At 70.3% G+C, this 21924-nt stretch carries 19 protein-coding genes; 13 read left to right on the forward strand and 6 right to left on the reverse strand.

Annotation, left to right across the window (positions count from 1 at the left end; all coding sequences use genetic code 11):
* Positions 1 to 278: 278 nt before the first annotated feature.
* From OG780_RS18515 to OG780_RS18525, 3 genes are all read left to right on the forward strand, one after another.
* Entirely contained in the window at positions 279 to 2240 is a 1962-nt protein-coding gene (locus tag OG780_RS18515) for an amino acid transporter (RefSeq protein ID WP_328449588.1), read from the forward strand.
* Between the two features lie 148 nt (positions 2241 to 2388).
* Positions 2389 to 3102, forward strand: a complete 714-nt coding sequence (locus OG780_RS18520) for a response regulator transcription factor (protein WP_328449590.1) — start codon at positions 2389 to 2391, stop codon at positions 3100 to 3102.
* Complete coding sequence (locus tag OG780_RS18525) at positions 3103 to 4623, forward strand: sensor histidine kinase (protein ID WP_328449592.1); 1521 nt, start codon at positions 3103 to 3105, stop codon at positions 4621 to 4623.
* 183 nt (positions 4624 to 4806) lie between these two features.
* Here OG780_RS18525 and OG780_RS18530 read toward each other — a convergent pair whose 3' ends face one another.
* Together OG780_RS18530 and OG780_RS18535 are read right to left on the reverse strand one after the other, a co-directional pair.
* Complete coding sequence (locus OG780_RS18530) at positions 4807 to 5523, reverse strand: FMN reductase (RefSeq protein WP_328449594.1); 717 nt, start codon at positions 5521 to 5523, stop codon at positions 4807 to 4809.
* Entirely contained in the window at positions 5520 to 6611 is a 1092-nt protein-coding gene (locus OG780_RS18535) for an LLM class flavin-dependent oxidoreductase (protein ID WP_328458224.1), read from the reverse strand. The genes OG780_RS18530 and OG780_RS18535 overlap by 4 nt, the downstream gene beginning before the upstream one ends.
* Positions 6612 to 6875: 264 nt before the next feature.
* Here OG780_RS18535 and OG780_RS18540 point away from each other — a divergent pair, with 264 nt between their 5' ends.
* Complete coding sequence (locus OG780_RS18540) at positions 6876 to 8297, forward strand: MFS transporter (RefSeq protein WP_328449596.1); 1422 nt, start codon at positions 6876 to 6878, stop codon at positions 8295 to 8297.
* 15 nt (positions 8298 to 8312) lie between these two features.
* Here OG780_RS18540 and OG780_RS18545 read toward each other — a convergent pair whose 3' ends face one another.
* Positions 8313 to 9203, reverse strand: coding sequence for an NADP-dependent oxidoreductase (locus OG780_RS18545; protein WP_328449598.1), 891 nt, complete (start codon positions 9201 to 9203; stop codon positions 8313 to 8315).
* 122 nt (positions 9204 to 9325) lie between these two features.
* Here OG780_RS18545 and OG780_RS18550 point away from each other — a divergent pair, with 122 nt between their 5' ends.
* Positions 9326 to 9739: a winged helix-turn-helix transcriptional regulator gene (locus OG780_RS18550; RefSeq protein ID WP_328449600.1), complete on the forward strand. Its 414-nt coding sequence runs from the start codon at positions 9326 to 9328 to the stop codon at positions 9737 to 9739.
* On the opposite strand, the gene OG780_RS18555 is transcribed toward OG780_RS18550, so the two are convergent.
* A complete protein-coding gene (locus tag OG780_RS18555; RefSeq protein ID WP_328449602.1) occupies positions 9712 to 10215 on the reverse strand; it encodes a MarR family winged helix-turn-helix transcriptional regulator in 504 nt (167 codons plus the stop codon). The two genes, OG780_RS18550 and OG780_RS18555, sit on opposite strands and share 28 nt — an antisense overlap.
* A gap of 343 nt (positions 10216 to 10558) precedes the next feature.
* Here OG780_RS18555 and OG780_RS18560 point away from each other — a divergent pair, with 343 nt between their 5' ends.
* The 4 genes from OG780_RS18560 (at position 10559) to OG780_RS18575 (ending at position 12988) form a co-directional block, all read left to right on the forward strand.
* Positions 10559 to 10894, forward strand: coding sequence for a YnfA family protein (locus tag OG780_RS18560; protein WP_328449604.1), 336 nt, complete (start codon positions 10559 to 10561; stop codon positions 10892 to 10894).
* An 87-nt stretch (positions 10895 to 10981) separates the two neighbouring features.
* Positions 10982 to 11749 (forward strand): SDR family NAD(P)-dependent oxidoreductase, encoded by a 768-nt coding sequence (locus OG780_RS18565; RefSeq protein ID WP_328449606.1) that lies wholly within the window; start codon positions 10982 to 10984, stop codon positions 11747 to 11749.
* Complete coding sequence (locus OG780_RS18570; protein ID WP_328449608.1) at positions 11746 to 11928, forward strand: hypothetical protein; 183 nt, start codon at positions 11746 to 11748, stop codon at positions 11926 to 11928. The genes OG780_RS18565 and OG780_RS18570 overlap by 4 nt, the downstream gene beginning before the upstream one ends.
* Positions 11929 to 12118: 190 nt before the next feature.
* Positions 12119 to 12988 (forward strand): hypothetical protein, encoded by an 870-nt coding sequence (locus tag OG780_RS18575; RefSeq protein ID WP_443062171.1) that lies wholly within the window; start codon positions 12119 to 12121, stop codon positions 12986 to 12988.
* A 41-nt stretch (positions 12989 to 13029) separates the two neighbouring features.
* On the opposite strand, the gene OG780_RS18580 is transcribed toward OG780_RS18575, so the two are convergent.
* A complete protein-coding gene (locus tag OG780_RS18580) occupies positions 13030 to 14223 on the reverse strand; it encodes an RtcB family protein (RefSeq protein ID WP_328449612.1) in 1194 nt (397 codons plus the stop codon).
* Between the two features lie 202 nt (positions 14224 to 14425).
* Here OG780_RS18580 and OG780_RS18585 point away from each other — a divergent pair, with 202 nt between their 5' ends.
* From OG780_RS18585 to OG780_RS18595, 3 genes are all read left to right on the forward strand, one after another.
* Positions 14426 to 15271, forward strand: a complete 846-nt coding sequence (locus OG780_RS18585; RefSeq protein ID WP_328449614.1) for a DUF3558 domain-containing protein — start codon at positions 14426 to 14428, stop codon at positions 15269 to 15271.
* A 147-nt stretch (positions 15272 to 15418) separates the two neighbouring features.
* Positions 15419 to 16324 (forward strand): DUF3558 domain-containing protein, encoded by a 906-nt coding sequence (locus OG780_RS18590; protein WP_328449616.1) that lies wholly within the window; start codon positions 15419 to 15421, stop codon positions 16322 to 16324.
* Positions 16325 to 16487: 163 nt separating this feature from the next.
* On the forward strand, positions 16488 to 17987 hold the full coding sequence (locus OG780_RS18595; RefSeq protein ID WP_328449618.1) for a DUF2637 domain-containing protein: 1500 nt from the start codon (positions 16488 to 16490) through the stop codon (positions 17985 to 17987).
* A 131-nt stretch (positions 17988 to 18118) separates the two neighbouring features.
* On the opposite strand, the gene lysS is transcribed toward OG780_RS18595, so the two are convergent.
* Positions 18119 to 19861: a lysine--tRNA ligase gene (lysS, locus tag OG780_RS18600; RefSeq protein ID WP_328449620.1), complete on the reverse strand. Its 1743-nt coding sequence runs from the start codon at positions 19859 to 19861 to the stop codon at positions 18119 to 18121.
* Positions 19862 to 20027: 166 nt separating this feature from the next.
* On the opposite strand from lysS, the gene argS reads away from it, so the two are divergent.
* Entirely contained in the window at positions 20028 to 21797 is a 1770-nt protein-coding gene (gene argS / locus OG780_RS18605; RefSeq protein ID WP_328458226.1) for an arginine--tRNA ligase, read from the forward strand.
* Positions 21798 to 21924: the final 127 nt, after the last annotated feature.

A 21924-nucleotide genomic window follows, 5' to 3' on the forward strand; every position in this document is an offset into this window, starting at 1 on the left:
GAAGCGATTCGCGGGCGGGGAATGGGTCGCGGGGCCCGAGTAAGTCGCGGGGAGCAGGCCGGGCGGCCGATCCATGAGCGGGCCGACACCCCTGAACGGGCGACGAACACCTGCCACTCGGCGCTCTCGTGATGCGCGACCAACAGGTCTTAACGCAAGCTTGACGCCTGAGGCCCATGGACGCTTGGGCCCGTGGATCACTCTCTGCATACGCTGATGGGCGCCGTCTCCTCGATGGCCGGAACCGTTCGAAGAGACGTACGTCAGGAGAGCCACCGATGGCCAGCACCGAGCCCGCCCCGCCGAGTCGCTTGCGGGCGTGGATGCTGGAGGGCCTGTCCGACATGGGCAAGGGCAAGGGCCGCCAGCTGCCGCGGCCGGCCGCCGAGCCCGCGCCCGTGCACAAGGGGCAGCGCTGGTGGCGCGTCATGTGCCTGACCGGCGTCGACTACTTCTCCACCCTCGGCTACCAGCCCGGCATCGCCGCCCTCGCGGCCGGACTGCTGTCCCCCATCGCGACCATCGTGCTCGTCATCGTCACCCTGGCGGGGGCGCTGCCCGTCTACCGCCGGGTCGCGGAGGAGAGCCCGCACGGCGAGGGCTCCATCGCGATGCTGGAACGCCTGCTCTCCTTCTGGAAGGGCAAGCTGTTCGTCCTCACCCTGCTCGGCTTCGCCGCCACCGACTTCCTGATCACCATCACCCTCTCGGCGGCCGACGCCTCCACCCACCTGGTGGAGAACCCCCATCTGAACAGCGCCCTGCACGACAAGCAGATGGTGATCACCCTGTTCCTGGTGGCCCTGCTGGGCGCGGTCTTCCTCAAGGGCTTCCTGGAGGCGATCGGCGTCGCGGTGGTCCTGGTGGCCATCTACCTCGGGCTCAACGTCGTGGTCGCGGCGTCCGGAGTCTGGCAGGTGATCACCCACGAGTACGTCGTCACCGACTGGACCACCGCCCTGACCGCCGAACACGGGAACGTCTTCGCGATGATCGGGGTGTCCCTGCTGGTCTTCCCCAAGCTCGCGCTCGGCCTGTCCGGCTTCGAGACCGGTGTGGCGGTCATGCCGCACGTGGAGGGCGACCCCGGCGACACCGAACAGAAGCCGGCGGGCCGTATCCGCGGCGCGAAGAAACTGCTCACGACGTCCGCCGTGATCATGAGCGTCTTCCTGATCGTGACCAGCTTCATCACCACCGTGCTGATCCCGGAGAAGGAGTTCGAGCCGGGCGGCCAGGCCAACGGCCGCGCCCTCGCCTACCTGGCGCACGAGTACCTCGGCAACGCCTTCGGCACGGTCTACGACGTCTCCACGATCTGCATCCTGTGGTTCGCCGGCGCCTCCGCCATGGCCGGGCTGCTCAACCTCATGCCGCGCTATCTCCCGCGCTACGGCATGGCCCCGCACTGGGCCCGCGCCGTCCGCCCCATGGTGATCGTCTTCATCCTGATCGCGTTCCTGGTCACCTGGATCTTCGACGCCGACGTCGACGCGCAGGGCGGCGCGTACGCCACCGGTGTCCTCGTCCTGATCAGCTCCGCCGCCATCGCCGTCACCATCGCCGCCCGCAAGGCCCGCCAGAAACACTGGACCATCGCCTTCGCCGTCATCTCGGCGGTCTTCCTCTACACGACCGTCGTGAACGTCATCGAACGCCCCGACGGTGTGAAGATCGGCGCCTGCTTCATCGCCGGCATCATGCTCGTCTCCTTGCTCTCCCGGCTCGCCCGCGCGTTCGAACTGCGCGTGACCAGCATGACCATGGACGACATGGCCGAGCGGTTCGTACGGGACATCGCGAGCCGGCGGATCCGTTTCATCGCCAACGAGCCCGACAAGCGCGACATCACCGAGTACCGCGAGAAGATCGAGCAGATCCGCGCCGACCACGACCTCCCGCCCCAGGAGGACTTCGTCTTCCTGGAGGTCACCGTCGGCGACCCCTCCGAGTTCGAGTCCGTCATGAACGTACGCGGCGAGGTGCTGCACGGGCGCTACCGCGTCATCACCCTGGAGTCAGCCTCCATCCCCAACGCCCTCGCCGCCCTGCTGCTCTACGTCCGTGACACCACGGGCGGCATCCCGCACATCTACTTCGAGTGGACCGAGGGCAGCCCCTTCACCAACTTCCTGCGCTTCTTCCTCTTCGGCCAGGGCGAGGTCGCCCCCGTCACCAGGGAAGTACTGCGCGAGGCCGAACCCGACCGCGCGCGCCGGCCGCGGGTGCACGTCGGCTGACCCGCCCGGGGCCGGGCCCGGTCAGGCCCGGTGAAGTCCGGAGCAGCCGCATCCGACACACCGCGAAGAGGTGAGAGGCCGGTATGAAGGCCCGTCGCGGACCCGCTCACCAGGTCGCACGCCGCCGACGGCTTGGCAGACTGGTCAGGTGCCCCAGAACGTACTGCTCGCCGAGGACGACCGCGCCATCCGCCACGCCCTGGAAAGGGCACTGACACTGGAGGGCTACACGGTGACCGCCGTGGCCGACGGCGTGGAAGCGCTGGCCCAGGCCCACCGCACCCCGCCGGACGTCCTCGTCCTCGACGTCATGATGCCCGGCATCGACGGCCTCCAGGTGTGCCGCGTGCTGCGCGCCGAGGGCGACCGCACCCCCATCCTGATGCTCACCGCGCTCGTCGAGACCGCCGACCGCATCGCCGGCCTCGACGCCGGAGCCGACGACTACGTCGTCAAGCCGTTCGACGTCGAGGAGGTCTTCGCCCGGCTGCGCGCCCTGCTGCGCCGCACCGGGAACAGCGCCCTCGACGACGCGCCGACCCCCGCGCCCCGGACGTCCGGTACACAGCTCTCCGCGGCCGGGCTGCGCATGGACATCCAGGCCCGCCGCGTCTGGCGCGGGCGGCGCGAGCTGGAACTGACCCGCACCGAGTTCGAGCTCCTCGAACTGCTCGTCCGCAACGCGGGCATCGTCCTCGACCACTCCACCATCTACGACCGGATCTGGGGCTACGACTTCGGCCCCGGCTCCAAGAACCTCGCCGTGTACGTGGGCTATCTGCGGCGCAAGCTCGACGAGCCGGGCGCCCCGGCGCTGATCCACACCGTGCGGGGCGTGGGATACGTCCTGAGGGAGGACTGAGTGCGCCGACGGCTGCGGCAGGTGTCCTCGCTGCGGGCCACCTTCACCGTGTCCTTCGCGGCCGTCGCCGCCGCCGTCACTGTCCTGGTCGGCTTCCTGAGCTACGACGCCGCCGCGCGGCTGGTGCGGGTCGACCAGCAGACCGTCTTCGCCGAGGTGGTGCAGGACCTGCGCGACCAGGTCCGTGAACATCCTTTGCACCCGGGTGACTTCGCCTCCTCGGACCTGGACCACGACGGGCCCCTCAACGACATCATCCGGCCCAGCCGCACCGACGTGCAGGTGCTCGGACCCGGCGGCGTGATCGTCGACCACGGCGTTCCGCCCCTGCCCGTGGACGGCCGGGACCGGGCGGTCGCCGGCGCCGCCGAGGCGGGCGGGCTGATGGAGCACAAGGACGTCGACGTCACCGGCGACCGCTACCGGCTGGCGACCGTCTCGCTCGGCGGCGGACGGGGTGCGGTGCAGGTGGCCCAGCAGTTCAGCGACACCGAGGATCTGCTCCGGGAGCTCCAGCAGCGCACGGTGCTGCTCGTCGGGGCCGTCGTGATCGCCGCGGGGCTGTTCGGCTGGTGGCTGGCCCGGCGCATCACCCGGCGCCTGGTGCGGCTCGCCGGGGCCGCGGAGGACGTGGCGCGCACCGGACGTCTCGGCATCCAGGTGCCGGTCACCGGGTACGACGAGGTGGCCCGGCTCGGCCGGTCCTTCGACCGGATGCTCGGCCGTCTCGCCCAGTCCGAGGAGGACCAGCGCCGCCTGGTCCAGGACGCGGGACACGAACTCCGCACGCCGCTGACCTCCCTGCGTACGAACATCTCGATGCTCCGCCGGATCGACGAACTGCCGCCCGACGCCCGTGAGGAACTCGTCGCCGATCTGGCGCTGGAGTCCCGGGAACTGACCGACCTGGTCAACGAACTGGTCGCCCTCGCGGCCGGCCGGTCGGACACCGAGCCCGTACGGCGGCTCGACCTCGCCGAACTCGCCGAGGACGTCGCGGTCGTCGCGCGCCGCCGCACCGGCCGGGACATCACCGTCCGGGCCACCGGAGACACCGCGGTCGACGGCCGCCCGACCGCCCTCCAGCGCGCGGTCTCCAACCTCGTGGAGAACGCCAGCAAGTTCGACCGGGGCGGAACGGCGCCGATCGAGGTCGTGGTGACGGGCCCGGGCCCCACCGACAACCCCGCACCCCTTACGAGCCCCACGAGTTCAGCCACTTCCGCCGCCTCTGGCGCCTCTGCCACCTCAGTGGGCTCCACGGGCTCCACGGGCGGTCACGCCCCGGTCCGCGTCGAGGTGCTCGACCGCGGTCCCGGCATCGGCGACGACGACCTCGTGCGCGTCTTCGACCGCTTCTACCGGGCCGCCGACGCCCGCAGCCTCCCCGGCTCGGGCCTGGGCCTGTCGATCGTCCGCGAGATCTCCGCAGCCCACGGAGGCACCCCGTTCGCCCACCCCCGAAAGGGCGGCGGCACGGTGATCGGCTTCACGGTGGAAGGCGCACAGGGGCTGGACTGAGACACCCCTCCGGGGGCCAAGTTCCAGCCCTCCGGCGTTTGAGGAGCGGGTTCCAAGAACCCACCCCTCCACCCACCCTTCGGCCGCAGGGGCACTCCCAGCCCCTCCGGCGTTCGAGGAGCGGGGTCCGGGGCGGAGCCCCGGGTACGGGTCGGGCAGGGGCGGAGGGGGCGAAGAAACCCGCTACGCCCGAAGCGCCGCGAGCTGCTCCTCGAACGGCACCACGTGGAAACCGTCCGCCCGGCCAGGCGCAGGCTGAGCCGGAACAGCCACTTCGGGCCCGGCCTGAACCGCACCTGAAGCGGCTGCCGAGACCGGAGCCGGGGCCGACGGGCCGGGCGTCGACAGGCCAGGCGTCGACGGGCCGGGCGTCGAGGCGACGGTCAGCGCTGTCATCAGGGCAAGAAGCTCACCCGCCGCCCGCTCGATCCGTTCGGCAAGCCCCTCCGCCCCCCAGTCCTCCGAAGCCGCGTACACCCCGGTGGGCACGACCACCGCCCGCAGATACGCGAACAGCGGCCGCAGCGCGTGTTCGAGGACCAGCGAGTGCCGTCCGGTCCCCCCGGTGGCCCCGATCAGCACGGGCTTGCCCGCCAGCGCGTCCTTGTCGAGCACGTCGAAGAAGGACTTGAACAGCCCGCTGTAGGAGGCGGAGAACACCGGCGTGACGACGATCAGCCCGTCCGCCGAGGTCACGTCGTCGATCGCGGCGGACAGCGCCCGTCCGGGGAAGCCGTTGGTGAAGTTGTGGGCGATCTCGACGGCGAGGTCGCGCAGTTCGACGACCCGCAGGTCCACCGGACCGGGCGCCCGGCCGGCGGTCGCGGCCGCCAGCCGGTCGGCCAGCAGCCGCGTGGACGACGGAACACTCAGCCCCGCCGAGACGACGACGAGCTTCATACGGCGGTCACCTCTTCCTTGGCGGCGGCCACCCGGGCCGCGTGGGTCGGCGCGTCCGGCACACCGGCCGGCCGGTTCTTGGCGAACTCCTCGCGCAGCACCGGCACGACCTGCTCGCCGAGGAGGTCGAGCTGCTCCAGGACCGTCTTGAGCGGCAGCCCGGCGTGGTCCATCAGGAAGAGCTGGCGCTGGTAGTCACCGGCGTACTCGCGGAACGCCAGCGTCTTCTCGATGACCTGCTGCGGCGAGCCGACGGTCAGCGGCGTCTGCTCGGTGAAGTCCTCCAGCGAGGGCCCGTGCCCGTAGACCGGCGCGTTGTCGAAGTACGGCCGGAACTCCCGTACGGCGTCCTGCGAGTTGGCCCGCATGAACACCTGGCCGCCGAGGCCGACGATCGCCTGCTCGGCCGTTCCGTGCCCGTAGTGCGCGTACCGCTCGCGGTAGAGCTCGACCATCTTCTTGGTGTGGTCGGCGGGCCAGAAGATGTTGTTGTGGAAGAAGCCGTCGCCGTAGTACGCGGCCTGTTCGGCGATCTCGGGCGAGCGGATGGAGCCGTGCCAGACGAACGGCGCGACACCGTCCAGCGGGCGCGGGGTCGACGTGAACGACTGGAGCGGCGTACGGAACTTGCCCTCCCACGTCACCACGTCCTCACGCCACAGGCGGTGCAGCAGCGCGTAGTTCTCGACGGCGAGGTTGATGCCCTGCCGGATGTCCTGCCCGAACCAGGGATAGACCGGCCCGGTGTTGCCGCGGCCCATCATCACGTCGACCCGTCCGTCCGCGAGGTGCTGGAGCATCGCGAAGTCCTCGGCGATCTTCACCGGGTCGTTGGTGGTGATCAGCGTCGTGGACGTGGACAGGACGAGCTTCTCGGTGCGTGCCGCGATGTAGCCGAGCATCGTGGTCGGGGACGACGGCACGAACGGCGGGTTGTGGTGCTCGCCGGTCGCGAAGACGTCGAGGCCGACCTCCTCGGCCTTCAGCGCGATGGCGACCATGGCCTTGATGCGCTCGTGCTCGCTCGGCTCCCGGCCCGTGGTCGGGTCCGGTGTCACATCACCGACGCTGAAGATCCCGAACTGCATGGTCACTCACCCTCCACCTTGTTGATTGTTCAACTATACCTTCGAACCACCACCTCACCTCGGCTATTCCGGCCCCGCCGGAAGCCCGGCCCGGAGAACCATGACGCGGCCCACGCCGCGCAGCCCACCCCGAAGGGCCACGAAGCCGGCCGCACCGCACAGCCCGCCCCCAAGGCCTGCGGCACCCGCCGCACCACGACGGCCGGCACACCCGTCCGATATCCCACTTGACCGCACCGCACCCCATGCCCGACATTTATCTGCGTGACACAGATACTGCATGACGCTCATGAAGTGACGGAGCACCCGCCCGCCCCCATCCGCTGGGCGATCCTCGGCGTCGTCCTCGCCGCCGACGTCCTGGACCTCCTCGACGGCACCATCACCAACATCGCCGCCCCGACCATCGCCCGCGACCTCGGCGGCGGCACCACCCTCATCCAGTGGCTCGGCGCGTCCTACGCCCTCGCGCTCGGCGTCCTGCTCGTGCTCGGCGGACGGCTCGGCGACAAGTACGGCCGCCGCCGGCTCTTCCTGACCGGCCTCGCGGGCTTCACCGCGGCCTCGGTCGCCTGCGGCCTCGCACCCACGCCGGGAACCCTCGTCGCCGCCCGTCTCCTCCAGGGCGCGTTCGGCGCGCTCGTCATCCCCCAGGGCTTCGGCATCCTCGGGGCGACCTGGCCCCGGGACCAGATCGGCAAGGCCTACAGCCTGTTCGGACCGGTGATGGGCCTGTCCGCCGTCGGCGGCCCGGTCCTCGCCGGATTCCTCATCGACGCCGACCTCGCCGGTCTCGGCTGGCGCCCGATGTTCCTCATCAACCTCGCCCTCGGCGGCGCCGCGCTCCTCGCCGCCGCCCGCCTGCTCCCCCGCGACACCGGCGACCGCTCGACCACCGTCGACATCCCCGGCTCCGCCCTCCTCGCCGCCACCATGCTCGCCCTGCTCACCGGCCTCATCGAGGGCTCCGCCCACGGCTGGAACGCGGTCCCCGTCCTGCTCCTGCTCGCCGGCCTCGCGCTCTTCGCGGCGTTCTGCCACCGCCAGCGCACCGCGCCCGACCCCCTGATCCGGCCCTCCCTCCTGCACAACCGCGGCTTCACCTCGGGACTGGTCCTCGGCGTCGTCTTCTTCGCCGCGGTCGCCGGCCTCCTCTACGTCGTCTCCCTCTTCCTCCAGCAGGGCCTCGGCCGCTCCCCCGCGGCTGCCGCGCTCGCCCTGACGCCCCTGTCCGCGGGCATCGTCATCGCCTCGATCGCCTGCTACCGCCTGATCGCCCGCCTGGGCCGCCGCCTCGTCCTCATCGGCTTCCTCGTCACCCTCGCCGGGACGGCCCACCTGCTCACCCTGATCACCGTCTCCGGCACGGACACCGGCGGCTGGGCCCTGGTCCCCCCGCTGCTCGTCATCGGCCTCGGCATGGGCGCCTGCTTCGGCTCGCTGTACGACGTCACCATCGGCGACATCGCACCCGCGGAGGCCGGAAGCGCGGGCGGCTCGCTCGGCGCGGTCCAGCAGCTCGCCAACGCGATCGGAGCCGCCGCCGTCACCACCGTCTACTTCCGGACCGACGGCGGCGGGACCCACGCCACCACCGTGAGCCTCACCGTCGTGGCCGCCATCACCCTCCTGTGCTGCCCCCTCGTAGCCCTGCTCCCGCTCAAGGCACCGGAGCAGCACCACTAGGGCCCCGGCCGCCGGCTAAGGCACGAGGACCAGCCGGCCGCGCAGTCCGCCCTCCGCGAGCCGCGCGTGCGCCTCGACGGCCTCGTCGAGCGCGTACGTCCCGGCGACCCGGGTCGTCAGCGCCCCCTCGTCGACGAGCGCCACCAGCTCCGCGAGCCGGGCCCCGTCGGCGGCGACCTCCACGGCACTCGTCCGCACCCCGCGCACGGACGCCGGGTGGGCCCCCGGGATGACGCCCATGAAGGCGCCCCCGTCCCGCACCCACTCCAGGGCGTCCGCGCCCAGGACCGCCGCGTCCAGCACCGCGTCCACACTCCGCGGAGCCACCCCGTCCGACACGAACCGGTCCGCCCCCAGGGACCGTACGAGCTCCTCGTCACCCTCGCGGGCCAGCGCGGTCACGCTCACCCCGAGCCGGGCGGCGAGCTGCACGGCATAACCGCCGACCGCCCCCGCGGCACCGGTGATCAGCAGGTTCTGCCCCGGCTCCAGGCCCAGCCGGTCCAGGGCCTGGGCCGCGGTCAGCGCGTTGAGCGGCAGGCTCGCCGCGTGCACCACGTCGACCGAGCGGGGCGCCGCGGCCACCGCGCCGGCGTCGACGACCACCAGATCGGCGTGCGTGCCGAGGGTCTTGGCGGTCCCGTACGCCAGCGCCACCACCTCGTCACCCACGTTCCACCCCGAGGCGACCCCGACCGCCTCCACCACACCCGCCACGTCCCAGCCGAGCCCCAGCCGCTTCCCGGCACCCCCGAAGACACCGGCGCGCACCCCGGCGTCCACGGGGTTGACCCCGGCGGCCGCCACCTTGATCCGCACCTGCCGGGCCCCCGGCTCCGGCAGGGCGACCTCGACGATCTCGACGGCCTCCGGACCACCGAACGACGACACAACCGCTGCACGCATCCCAGCTCACCCCATCTGCAGGTCATCCACGGGTCTCTTTCCCGCTGCAACAACCCTAGGAAGAGCTACTATCCATTGGTAAGTAGGCACCTGAAGGTGCGTACGTCACCCGGAGGTGAGTCATGGCGACCACGACGGCGGCCCAGCGGCGCCACCAGGCCCGCGTCGAGTACGACGCGTTCCTCAAGAGCTGCCCCACCAACCAGCTCCTGGACCGCATCAGCGACAAGTGGGTCAGCCTGATCGTGAGCGCGCTCGCCCAAGCGGGCGGACCGATGCGCTACAGCGACCTCGGCCGCAAGATCGCCGGAGTGAGCCCCAAGATGCTGACGCAGACCCTGCGTTCCCTGGAGCGCGACGGCATCGTCTCCCGCACGGTCACCCCGGCCGTGCCGGTCCGCGTCGACTACGAACTCACGCCGCTGGGCACGAACCTGAGCTGCCTGCTCACCGCCGTCAAGGACTGGGCCGAGCACCACATCGAGGAGGTCGCCGAGGCCCGCGAGCGTTACGACGCCTCGTCCGAGGCGTCCTGAAGGTCCCCGGACCGCAGCCGCGCGACCTGTTCGGCACTGAGGTCGACCGTGCGCCGCATGTGCCCGATGATCAGGGCCACCTCGTCGTCGTCGAGCCCGTCGAACAGGCCGTACCACCCGGCGCCCAGCCGATCCCACATCCGCCCGAACTCGGCGATCTTCTCCGGCACGGTCGCCACCAGCACCCGCCGCCGGTCGACCACATCGCGCTCCCGCACGACATAGCCCGCCTTCTCCAGCCGGTCCACCAGCCGCGTGGCCGACCCGGTCGTGAGCCCCGTCATCTCGGCGATCCGCCCGGTGGTCACGGGCCCGTCCTCCAGGCTGAGCAGGTTCACGCACTGCACGTCCGTCGGATGCAGCCCTACGTGGTCGGCGAGAGCCTGGTTGAACAGCGCGTACGAGGCCATGTACCGCCGCGACACGACCGTCAGCTCCCCCAGCAGCCGCCCTCGCCGTTCCCCAGCCGTGGCCATACGGCCCCCTTCCACCAGCCCAGCCAAAATCGTACGCCGCACCGCCCCCGCCCCCTGGCAACCAGCGTTCCCGCCGGCCTTCTTTCGCCCCCTCCGCCCCTACCCGGCCCACCCTGGGGCTTCCGCCCCGGACCCCGCTCCTCGAACGCCGGAGGGGCTGAAACTCACGCCCGCACCCCAGCGGGCGCGTACCCGCAGCCGGGATCCGGCGGAAGGGGCCGCGCCGGTACATCGATGCCCGTCGCCACCGACGGCCACGCCTCACCCAACGGCGACGGGCTGATGCACCGGCACGGCCCCGACCCACCCACCGGCCCGAACCGCCTCCTGACACAGTGACGGCATGCTGATCGCCCGCTCCGCCCTCCTCTTCGTCCTGGCCGCGCTCCTGGAGATCGGCGGCGCCTGGCTCGTCTGGCAGGGCGTACGCGAACACCGCGGCGGGCTCTGGATCGGCGCCGGGATCATGGCCCTGGGCCTGTACGGCTTCGTGGCCACCCTCCAGCCGGACGCCGAGTTCGGCCGCGTACTGGCCGCGTACGGCGGAGTCTTCGTGGCCGGCTCCCTCGCCTGGGGCGTGATCGCCGACGGCTACCGCCCCGACCGCTGGGACATCACCGGCGCCCTGATCTGCCTGGCCGGAGCAGCGGTGATCATGTACGCCCCACGGGGCAACTGACTCCCACCTATCCTGGCCGGAGACACCACAGAGACCGAAGACACGCAGACACCACAGACACCACAGACACCGCCAAGGAGCAGCCGTATGACCCCCGCCGCCGCGTCCCGTATAGCCGTCATCACCGGTGCAAGCAGCGGAATCGGGGCCGCGACGGCCCGGCAGCTCGCGGCCGAGGGCTACCGCGTCGTCCTCACGGCCCGCCGCAAGGACCGCATCGAGGCGCTGGCGAAGGAGATCACCGCGGCGGGCGGCCAGGCGACCGCGTACGCCCTGGACGTCACGGACCGCACCGCGGTCGACGAGTTCGCGACGGCGTTCAAGACGATCGGCGTGCTGGTCAACAACGCGGGCGGCGCACTCGGCGCCGACCCGATCGCGACGGGCGACCCGGCCCAGTGGCGCCAGATGTACGAGACGAACGTCATCGGCACCCTGAACATCACCCAGGCCCTCCTCCCGGCGCTCACCGCCAGCGGCGACGGCACGGTCGTCGTCCTGTCCTCCACGGCGGGCCACAGCACGTACGAGGGCGGCGGCGGCTACGTGGCCGCCAAGCACGCCGAACACGTGCTCGCGGAGACGCTGCGCCTGGAGATCGTCGGCACGCCGGTCCGGGTCATCGAGGTGGCCCCCGGCATGGTCAAGACCGAGGAGTTCGCCCTCACGCGCTTCGGCGGCGACACCGAGAAGGCGGCCAAGGTCTACGCGGGCGTCGCCCAGCCCCTCACCGCCGACGACGTCGCCGAGACCATCACGTGGGCCGTCACCCGTCCCAGCCACGTGAACATCGACCTGCTCGTCGTCCGCCCCCGCGCCCAGGCGTCGAACACGAAGGTCCACCGGGAACTGTGACCACGGACGAGTCACCTTCGCCCCAGCCGCCGAAGCCACCACCCCCGGCCGGCGAACAGGCGCGCCTGGCCCTGGAGAAGAAGCGCGAACGCTACGTCTGGTACTACCTGGCGTACTTCCTCTTCGGCATCCACATCGTGGCCTTCGTCATGATCTACGCGGTCCTGTCCACGAAGTGACTCACCACCCGAGGACAACACCCCACCTCAGCAGCCCGGCACATACCTCACACGGGTGAAGTCAGTCGATCACCCGCACGCCTTCCGAACGCCCGACCTAGGCTCGCGCCACAACATCAAACACGACGGCCCCCGGCCGGGACTGCCATCCCGGCCGGGGGCCTGACCAGCACGGAAGTGAGCCTTCCTGATGGCTGAACGCGAGCCTAACGCGCTCCCCTGCGCTCCGGACGAATCCCGCAGCGCGACAACAGAGTTCATGGATCTCGAAGTCCCCGACTACGCCTACATGTTCGGCTTCCTGCAAGCCGACGGGCACCTCTCCAAGGAGACAGGCCAGAAAGGGCGCGTGACCGTCGAGCTCAGTGCTCGCGACGTCGGCATTCTGCACGAGTTCCAACGCCTGACCCCGTACCACAGCAACATCAGCGGACGCACCCGGTCGACCAACTTCGCCGCCAGCCACACGTCCGCGATCTGGACCTTGTGTGCCCTCGAAGCAAGGACGAAGCTGAACGAACTCGGTCTGCCGTACGGCCCCAAGTCCAGGACCATCACGCCCCCTCGCGTCCCGTTCTCGCAACGCGACTATCTCCGAGGAGTGATCGACGCGGACGGCTCAGTGGGCTTCACGGCCAAGGGTTTTCCCTTCGTCTCCCTCACCACCGCCAGCGCTGCCATCGGCGCGTATCTGTGCTTCTACGCGGGCAGGATCGCCGGCGCTGAACGGTCCCTCAAGCGCAATGCCCGCGACGGCGTCTTCAACATCCTGTACACGAAGGAAGCAGCCCAGAAGCTGGGCGCCCATCTCTACTACCCGGACTGCCTGTCACTGGACCGCAAGCGGACCGCCGCCGAGTCTCTCCATACCTGGACGCGCCCGGCCGGCATGCGCGTAGCGCCCGACCGCCGTCGCTGGACGCCGTCGGAGGACCGGTTGCTGCTGGCACTGAACAACGACGCGGCGGCCGCCGAGGAACTCGGCAGGACCGAGAAGAGCTGCTACGTCCGCCTCTGGCGTCTACGGACGGGCAAGACCCCCCTGCCCGCCTCCGCCTGACCGAACGAACGGCGAGGCCCCGGTCCGGGGTCTCGCTGTTATCAGCCCTTCACACAGATGAACTGCTTCAGCTTCGCCACGACCTCCACGAGGTCGCGCTGCTGCTCCATCACCTGCTCGATCGGCTTGTACGCACCCGGGATCTCGTCCACGACGCCGGAGTCCTTGCGGCACTCCACGCCCCGCGTCTGCTCCTCGAGGTCCTTCGTCGTGAACCGGCGCTTCGCGGCGTTCCGGCTCATGCGCCGACCCGCCCCGTGCGAAGCCGAGTTGAAGGCCTTCTCGTTCCCGAGCCCCTTCACGATGTACGAGCTGGTGCCCATCGAGCCCGGGATGATCCCGTACTCGCCGGAGCCTGCACGAATGGCTCCCTTGCGTGTGACGAGCAGGTCCATTCCCTCGTACCGCTCCTCCGCCACATAGTTGTGGTGGCAGGAGATCTCCGTGTCGAAGGTCGGCTTCGCCTTCTTGAACTCCCTGCGGATCACGTCCTTGAGAAGCGCCATCATGAGCGTGCGGTTGTACTTGGCGTACTCCTGGGCCCAGTAGAGGTCGCTCCGGTAGGCCGCCATCTGGGGCGTGTCGGAGACGAAGACGGCGAGGTCTCGGTCGACCAGGCCCTGGTTGTGCGGGAGCTTCTGAGCGACACCGATGTGGTGCTCGGCCAGCTCCTTGCCGATGTTCCGCGAACCGGAGTGCAGCATCAGCCAGACCGAACCTGACTCATCGAGACAGGTTTCGATCATATGATTTCCGGATCCGAGCGTTCCCATCTGCTTCACAGCCCGCTCCTGGCGGAACTTCACCGCATCCGCCACCCCGTCGAACCGCCGCCAGAAGTCGTCCCACCCGGCGGTGGGCAGACCGTGGAAGCCGTCCGGGGTGACCGCGGAGTCGTGCATCCCCCGGCCCACCGGGATCGCCTGCTCGATCTTCGAGCGGAGCCGCGAGAGGTCGCCGGGCAGATCGTTGGCGGTGAGGGAGGTCTTGACCGCGGACATTCCGCAGCCGATGTCGACACCCACCGCCGCCGGGCACACCGCGTCCTGCATCGCGATCACGGAGCCGACCGTCGCGCCCTTGCCGTAGTGAACGTCCGGCATGACGGCGAGGCCCTTGATCCAGGGAAGAGTCGCCACGTTCTGGAGCTGGCGGAGCGCGACGTCCTCGACCGAGGCAGGGTCGGTCCACATGCGGATGGGTACCTGCGCCCCCGGCATCTCTACGTACGACATATCGTCCTCTATCCCCAGAAAAACAGCAGAAGTCTTAAATCGCAAAACCGGCGCCTAGGTCGACGTATAGGACAACGGACCGGCGTCCACGGCTGTGCGTGCGATACACATTGTCTCCAGGGGTCGCCCCCGTGCGGCAACCGAATAACCACAGGACACCCGGGCCGAAGCGCCGTCGGGAACCGTCGAGAGGAGCCTGACCGTGCAGCGGAAGGCGTATGTATCTGGCGCCGCCGTGCTCCTCGCGGCAGTGCTGGCGGGCTGCACAGGCGGTTCCGGCGTGGGGAGTTCGGCTCCGGACTCCAAGGGCGGCGACACGGGCACGACGGCCGCGGTGGCCCAGCCCGGCAGGTACCGCACCCTCCCCGAGGCGTGCGGCGCGGCCGATCACGACACGCTCGACGCGCTGCTGCCCGGCATCCAGGAGACGACCGACGAGACCCAGCAGGAGAAGGCGTACGCGGGTGAGGCCACGCTCACGTACGACACGGACCGGCGCGACGGCTGCGACTGGAAGGTGGCCTCCGCCGCCGCCACCGATCACCTCTTCGTCGACTTCGAGCGCGTGGTCTCGTACGACAACACGGTGAGCGACGAGGACAAGGCCGAGGAGCTCTACTCCGCCAGGCAGACGGCGGCCGACCTCCCGGAGCCCGCCGCGTCCGCGTCCGCGTCCGGCGACGCCACCCCGAGCCCGAGCGGCAGCACCGTCGGCCCGGCCGACGCCGGCAGCGGTGCCGCCGGCGACGGCGCCTCCGGCACCCCTTCCTCCCCCTCGTCCCCCTCCGCCTCGCGGCCCCCGGCCGATCTCCAGCCGCGCGTACTGGACGACCTCGGCGACGAGGCGTTCCTCGACGACAAGCTGAGCACCGGCTCGTCGACGGCTCAGCAGCGCACGGTGACTGTGGTGTTCCGCACGTCCAACGTGATCGTGACGATCGAATACTCCGAGCAGCCGACGGCTTCCACGGACACCCCCGACAGCAAGGAAATGCAGGACAGGGCGCGGAAACTGGCCCAGGAGCTGGCCTCCCGGCTCAACGGCTAGCGGCCCCGCGGCCGCTGGGGGCACCCCGGCGCAAACCCCCCGAACGGGAACCGCCCTGGCGCCCCACCGCGTACCGTGGCCCCTCGGACCCGAGCGGTCGCACGCCCCATGTGCGGCCGTACCACGAGCGCCACGAGTGAAGGAACCATGCACCGACCAGTACAGCGAGCAGGCCGAGCACAGCGACTCACCCGCATCCTTGTCAGCGCGGCCGCCGTCCCGGTGATACTCGTCGTCGCGGGCTGTTCCTCGGACTCCGGCTCCGGTGACGACGCGCAGAAGGACGAGAGCGCGGCTCCGGGAGCGACGGTGTCCGAGAGCCCCTCGACCCCCGCCGTCCAGCCCGCCGCGTACACGACGTTGCCCAAGGCGTGCTCGGTACTGTCGAAGAAGACGCTGGACGAACTCATACCCAAGGGCTCCAAGTCGGGCAAGTCCGGCAAGCTGGACGAGCCGAAGCAGCGCGGCAACTGCAACTGGACCAGCCTCGACAACAACGGGGTGAAGGGCTCTCAGTTCCGCTGGCTGAACGTGGCGCTGCTGCGTTTCGACTCGGACGCGCGCGGCTCGGGCGACGAACAGGCTCACGCGTACTTCCAGAAGCAGGTAGCGGCCGCCCAGACGGTGACGGGGGCGCTGGACAGCAAGTCCGCGCCGGTCGCCGGTACGGGCGACGAGGCGACGGCCGTGCGGTACGGCCTGAAGAAGAAGGAAGGCTCCTTCAAGCAGCAGACGATCGTGGCCCGCGTCGAGAACGTGGTCGTGACGCTCGACTACAACGGCGCCGGACTCGCGGGTGAGAAGACCCCGGACCCGGCCACGCTGCTGAAGGCGGCCGAGAAGGCCACGAAGGAGGCGGTGGCCTCGGTGGCCGCCGCGAACGGGGACGGCGCCGCGGCGAGCACGGGCTCGCCGGATCCGGCCTCCTCGTCGAAGGCTCCGTCCTCCTCGAAGACGCCGTCGGCCTCGCCGTCCAAGAGCGCCGCCGGGAGCACGTCCCAGACCGGCTCCAAGAGCGCCTCGCCGTCGCAGTCGGCGGCGAAGAAGAGCTGACCCGGCCACGACCGGAGACGGGGACCTGTTCGGGGCCCCGGCAGACAAGTTCACGGGGCCCGGTTCCCTCCGGAGCCGGGCTCCTTCCATACCGCGCATCCGTACGCCACACACATGTGCCACTCTGTTGCGCGCAACAACATGCAAGGGGAGGGGAGTACAGGTGGCCGCGCCCATACAGCTCACACGGATGCACAAGATTCTCATCGGCGTGGTCGTCGCCGGTGCGCTCGTCATCGCCGGAATCGGCTTCGCCGGTTCGTACGCGGCGGTCCGTGAGCTGGCGCTCCAGAAGGGGTTCGGGAACTTCTCGTACGTCTTCCCGATCGGCATCGACGCGGGTATCGGCGTCCTGCTCGCCCTCGACCTGCTGCTGACCTGGATCCGCATCCCGTTCCCGATGCTGCGCCAGACGGCCTGGCTGCTGACGGTGGCGACGATCGCGTTCAACGGCGCGGCGGCCTGGCCGGACCCGCTGGGTGTCGGCATGCACGCCGTCATCCCGGTCCTGTTCGTGGTCTCGGTCGAGGCGGCCCGCCACGCGATCGGCCGCATAGCCGACATCACGGCCGACAAGCACATGGAGGGCGTCCGCCTCACCCGCTGGCTGCTCTCCCCCATCCCGACGTTCCTGCTGTGGCGCCGGATGAAACTGTGGGAGCTGCGCTCCTACGAGCAGGTCATCAAGCTGGAGCAGGACCGTCTGGTCTACCAGGCCCGCCTGCACTCCCGCTTCGGCCGCGCCTGGCGCCGCAAGGCCCCCGTCGAGTCGCTGATGCCGCTGCGCCTGGCCCGCTACGGCGTGCCCCTCGCGGAGACGGCCCCGGCGGGTCTCGCCGCGGCCGGCATCGAGCCCGCGCTGCTGCCTCCGGCGCCCGCGCCCGCACCGGTCCAGGCGTCCGTCCCGGCCGCGGCACCGGCGGCTCCCGAGCATCTGGAGCTGGAGTCGAACGGAGGCGGCGAGCGGCAGCCGCAGGCCGAGTACGTCCAGCAGGGACCGGGTCAGGGCCAGGGACAGGGGCCGGGTCCGTATCAGGGCCAGGGACCGGGTCAGGGCCAGGGTCCGTATCAGGGCCAGGGCCAGGGACCGGGCCAAGGCCAGTACCAAGGACAGGGTCAGTACCAGGGACAGGGTCAGTACCCGGGGCAGGGCCAGTACCAGGGGCAGGGCCAGTACCAGGGGCAGGCGCAGGAGCCGGAGTTGAACCCCTGGTTCGCCCCCCCGGTCGATCCCCAGGAGATCCCGTACGGCGGCGGCTACGACCCGTCGTACGGGACGGAGGCGCAGTACCAGCAGTGGTTCGCCGAGCAGGAGGCGCAGGCCTACGAGCCCGGACCGGAGGAGACCGGCACCTTCCCCATCCCGGCGGGCCCCGGCCGCACGCGCCAGCTGGGTGAGGGCGGCGGTCCCGAGCAGCTTCCCATCCCGTCCCCGCGCGAGGAGCAGTCGCCGCTGGCCGACGAGAAGTCCCGCGAGGAGAGCTTCTACCAGGTGTTCCGCCAGTCGATAATGCCCGGCCAGGGTCTGCCGACGAAGGGTGAGTTCGGCGGCAACGTCGAGGCCACGTACGGCGTGACGCTGACGGACAGCGAGCTGCGGCGCTACATGAGCCGCTTCCAGAACCGTTTCAACACGGAGCTGGAGGAGGACCACATCGCCTGAGCACGTCGGCACAGGCGCGTGTGAGCGTGTGAGCGTGTACGAGGAAGGGGCGCCCGGTGATCACCGGGCGCCCCTTCCTCGTCGTGCCTCTTACAGCCTGGCCCTGGCTGGCCCGGCCTGGCCTTGGCTGGTTACGCGCTGAGCAGCTTGCGCACCCGGTCCTGTCCCACGGCCAGCAGCAGCGTGGGCAGGCGCGGCCCGGTGTCGCGGCCGACGAGCAGGTGGTAGAGCCGGGCGAAGAAGGTGCGCTGGGCGACCTTGATCTCGGCGGGGAGTTCCTTGGCGGTGGCGTCGGCGGGGAAGCCCGCCTGGACCTTGGGAACGCCGTAGACGAGGTGGGTCAGGCCGTCCAGGGACCAGTTCGCCTCCAGTCCTTCGAGGAGCAGGCGCAGCGATTCGCGACCCTGGTCGTCGAGGGACTTCAGGAGCTCGGCGTCGGGCTCGTCGCGGACGACGGTGCGCTCCTCGGCGGGGACCTGGGTGTTGATCCAGGTCTCGGCCTTGTCGAGCCGGGGCCGGACCTCGTCCAGGGACGCGAGCGGGTTCTCGGGGTCGAGCTCGCTCAGGATGCGCAGGGTCTGGTCCTCGGCGCCGGCGGTGATGTCGGCGACGGAGGCGAGGGTGCGGTACGCCATCGGGCGGGGGGTCCTGGGCAGGTCCCCGGCGGCGGTGCCGACGGCACGGCTGTACGCGGCGGCGTCGGCCGGGAGGACCGAGCCGTCGGCGACCTTGCCGGCGAGCTTGTCCCACTCGTCGTAGAGCCGCTGGATCTCCTGGTCGAAGGCGATCTTGAACGACTGGTTGGGACGACGGCGGGCGTACAGCCAGCGCAGCAGCTGCGGCTCCATGATCTGGAGCGCGTCGGACGCGGTCGGGACCCCGCCCTTGCTGCTGGACATCTTGGCCATGCCGGAGATGCCGACGAAGGCGTACATCGGGCCGATGGGCTGCTTGCCGCCGAAGATCCCGACGATCTGCCCGCCGACCTGGAAGGAGGATCCCGGGGAGGAGTGGTCGACACCGCTCGGCTCGAAGATCACGCCTTCGTAGGCCCAGCGCATGGGCCAGTCGACCTTCCAGACCAGCTTGCCGCGGTTGAACTCGCTGAGCAGGACGGTCTCGGCGAAGCCGCAGGCGGAGCAGGTGTACGCCAGCTCGGTCGTCGTGTCGTCGTAGGCCGTGACGGTGGTCAGGTCCTTCTCGCACTGCCCGCAGTAGGGCTTGTACGGGTAGTACCCGGAGGTGGAGCTGCCGTCGTCCTCGGCGGCGGCGCCGGAGCCCTCGGCCGCTTCGAGCTCGGCCTCGTCGACCGGCTTCTGGCCCTGCTGCTTCTTGGCGGGGGCCTTCTTGGTGCGGTACTGGTCGAGGATCGCGTCGATGTCGCCGCGGTGCTTCATCGCGAACAGGACCTGCTCGCGGTAGGTGCCCGCGGTGTACTGCTCCGTCTGGCTGATCCCGTCGTACTCGACGCCGAGTTCGGCCAGTGCCTCGGTCATGGCGGCCTTGAAGTGCTCGGCCCAGTTCGGGTACGCGGAGCCGGCGGGGGCCGGGACGGAGGTCAGCGGCTTGCCGATGTGCTCGGCCCACGACTCGTCGACGCCCGCGACGCCCGCCGGGACCTTGCGGTAGCGGTCGTAGTCGTCCCAGGAGATCAGGTGGCGCACGGTGTGCCCGCGGCGGCGGATCTCGTCGGCGACGAGGTGCGGGGTCATGACCTCGCGGAGGTTGCCGAGGTGGATCGGGCCGGACGGGGAGAGCCCGGACGCGACGACGACAGGTTTGCCCGGGGCCCGACGCTCCGACTCCTCGATGACCTCATCCGCGAAACGGGAGACCCAGTCGGTGGTCTCGGTGCTCTGAGCCACGATGCGCACGTCCTTCTTTCTCATACGCCGGTACAGCTGACGCGACCATTCTCCCAGCTCGGCCCTCAACCGCGAAAACGGCTTTTCACCGCGTGGGATACTGGCTTTCCTGTACTCAGCTTGTACTTGCTTGTACGCGCACACTCCGGAACCCGAGCAGAACGGCAGCCACTCCATGGCCTCGGTCACGTCCCTCACCGCTTCCGTCCATCAGCGCCTCGCGGACGCCCTCTCGGCAGCTCTGCCGGAGGCCGGCTCCGCGGACCCGCTGCTGCGCCGAAGCGACCGGGCCGATTTCCAGGCCAACGGGATCCTGGCCCTCGCCAAGAAGGCGAAGGCGAACCCGCGCGAGCTGGCGACGCAGGTCGTGGCCCGGGTCGAGTCGGGTGAGGTGATCAAGGACATCGAGGTCTCCGGGCCCGGCTTCCTGAACATCACGATCACCGACCGGGCGATCGTCGAGAACCTGGCGGAGCGGTACGCGGACGGTGAGCGCCTCGGGGTGCCCCTCGCGGAGCACCCGGGCACGACGGTGATCGACTACGCGCAGCCGAACGTGGCCAAGGAGATGCACGTCGGTCATCTGCGGTCCGCGGTGATCGGTGACGCGGTGGTGCAGATCCTGGAGTTCACCGGCGAGTCCGTCGTGCGCCGGCACCACATCGGCGACTGGGGCACGCAGTTCGGCATGCTCATCCAGTACCTGATCGAGCACCCGCACGAGCTGGACCACAAGGGCGGCGAGGTCTCCGGCGAGGAGGCCATGTCGAACCTGAACCGGCTCTACAAGGCGGCGCGGACCTTCTTCGACTCCGACGAGGAGTTCAAGACGCGGGCGCGGCGCCGGGTGGTGGACCTCCAGGCGGGTGAGCCCGAGACGCTGGCCATGTGGCAGAAGTTCGTGGACGAGTCGAAGATCTACTTCTACTCGGTCTTCGACAAGCTGGACATGGAGATCCGGGACCCGGACGTCGTCGGCGAGTCCGGTTACAACGACATGCTGGACGAGACGTGCCGCCTCCTGGAGGAGTCGGGCGTGGCGGTCCGCTCGGACGGCGCGCTGTGCGTGTTCTTCGACGACGTGAAGGGCCCGGACGGCAACCCGGTGCCGCTGATCGTGAAGAAGTCGGACGGTGGCTACGGCTACGCGGCGACCGACCTGTCCGCGATCCGTGACCGTGTCGTCAACCTGAAGGCCGACAGCCTGATCTACGTGGTGGACGCCCGGCAGTCCCTGCACTTCAAGATGGTCTTCGAGACCGCTCGCAGGGCGGGCTGGCTGAACGACGACGTCAAGGCCCACCAGCTCGCGTTCGGCACGGTGCTGGGCAAGGACGGCAAGCCGTTCAAGACCCGTGAGGGCGAGACGGTCCGGCTGGTCGACCTCCTCGACGAGGCGATCGACCGGGCGACGGCCGTGGTGCGGGAGAAGGCCGAGAAGGTGGGCCTGAGCGAGCCGGAGATCGAGGAGAACGGCCGGTACGTCGGCATCGGTGCCGTGAAGTACGCGGACCTCTCCACCTCCGCCGTGCGGGACTACAAGTTCGACCTGGACCAGATGGTCTCGCTGAACGGTGACACGTCCGTGTACCTCCAGTACGCGTACGCCCGTATCCGGTCGATCTTCGGCAAGGCCGGCGAGCGGGCTCCGCTGGCGCACCCGGAGCTCGAACTGGCCCCGGCGGAGCGGGCGCTGGGTCTGCACCTGGACCGGTTCGGGGAGACGCTGGAAGAGGTCGCCGCCGAGTACGCCCCGCACAAGCTGGCGGCGTACCTGTACCAACTGGCCTCGCTGTACACGACGTTCTACGACCAGTGCCCGGTCATCAAGCCGGCTCCGGAGCAAGAGGTCGCGGAGAACCGCCTGTTCCTCTGCGACCTGACGGCCCGCACGCTCCACCAGGGCATGGCCCTGCTGGGCATCAGGACGCCCGAGCGCCTCTGACACGTCTGCCGCGGGCCCCGTCCTTCCGAGGAGGACGGGGCCCGCGGCTTCGGTGGGACGGTTCACGCCGTCCCACCGAAGCAGATCGCCTATCCGCCCAGCGTTCTGATCCCTCTGAACGTGAGCA

This window comes from Streptomyces sp. NBC_00386 (genome assembly GCF_036063235.1).
Lineage (GTDB): Bacteria > Actinomycetota > Actinomycetes > Streptomycetales > Streptomycetaceae > Streptomyces.

Coding starts and splice junctions, on each gene's coding strand:
- OG780_RS18515 (WP_328449588.1), top strand. CDS start 279: ATGGCCAGCACCGAGCCCGCCCCGCCGAGTCGCTTGCGGGCGTGGATG.
- OG780_RS18530 (WP_328449594.1), bottom strand. CDS start 5,523: ATGAAGCTCGTCGTCGTCTCGGCGGGGCTGAGTGTTCCGTCGTCCACG.
- OG780_RS18535 (WP_328458224.1), bottom strand. CDS start 6,611: ATGCAGTTCGGGATCTTCAGCGTCGGTGATGTGACACCGGACCCGACC.
- OG780_RS18545 (WP_328449598.1), bottom strand. CDS start 9,203: ATGCGTGCAGCGGTTGTGTCGTCGTTCGGTGGTCCGGAGGCCGTCGAG.
- OG780_RS18550 (WP_328449600.1), top strand. CDS start 9,326: ATGGCGACCACGACGGCGGCCCAGCGGCGCCACCAGGCCCGCGTCGAG.
- OG780_RS18555 (WP_328449602.1), bottom strand. CDS start 10,215: ATGGCCACGGCTGGGGAACGGCGAGGGCGGCTGCTGGGGGAGCTGACG.
- OG780_RS18560 (WP_328449604.1), top strand. CDS start 10,559: ATGCTGATCGCCCGCTCCGCCCTCCTCTTCGTCCTGGCCGCGCTCCTG.
- OG780_RS18565 (WP_328449606.1), top strand. CDS start 10,982: ATGACCCCCGCCGCCGCGTCCCGTATAGCCGTCATCACCGGTGCAAGC.
- OG780_RS18575 (WP_443062171.1), top strand. CDS start 12,119: ATGGCTGAACGCGAGCCTAACGCGCTCCCCTGCGCTCCGGACGAATCC.
- OG780_RS18580 (WP_328449612.1), bottom strand. CDS start 14,223: ATGTCGTACGTAGAGATGCCGGGGGCGCAGGTACCCATCCGCATGTGG.
- OG780_RS18590 (WP_328449616.1), top strand. CDS start 15,419: ATGCACCGACCAGTACAGCGAGCAGGCCGAGCACAGCGACTCACCCGC.
- argS (WP_328458226.1), top strand. CDS start 20,028: ATGGCCTCGGTCACGTCCCTCACCGCTTCCGTCCATCAGCGCCTCGCG.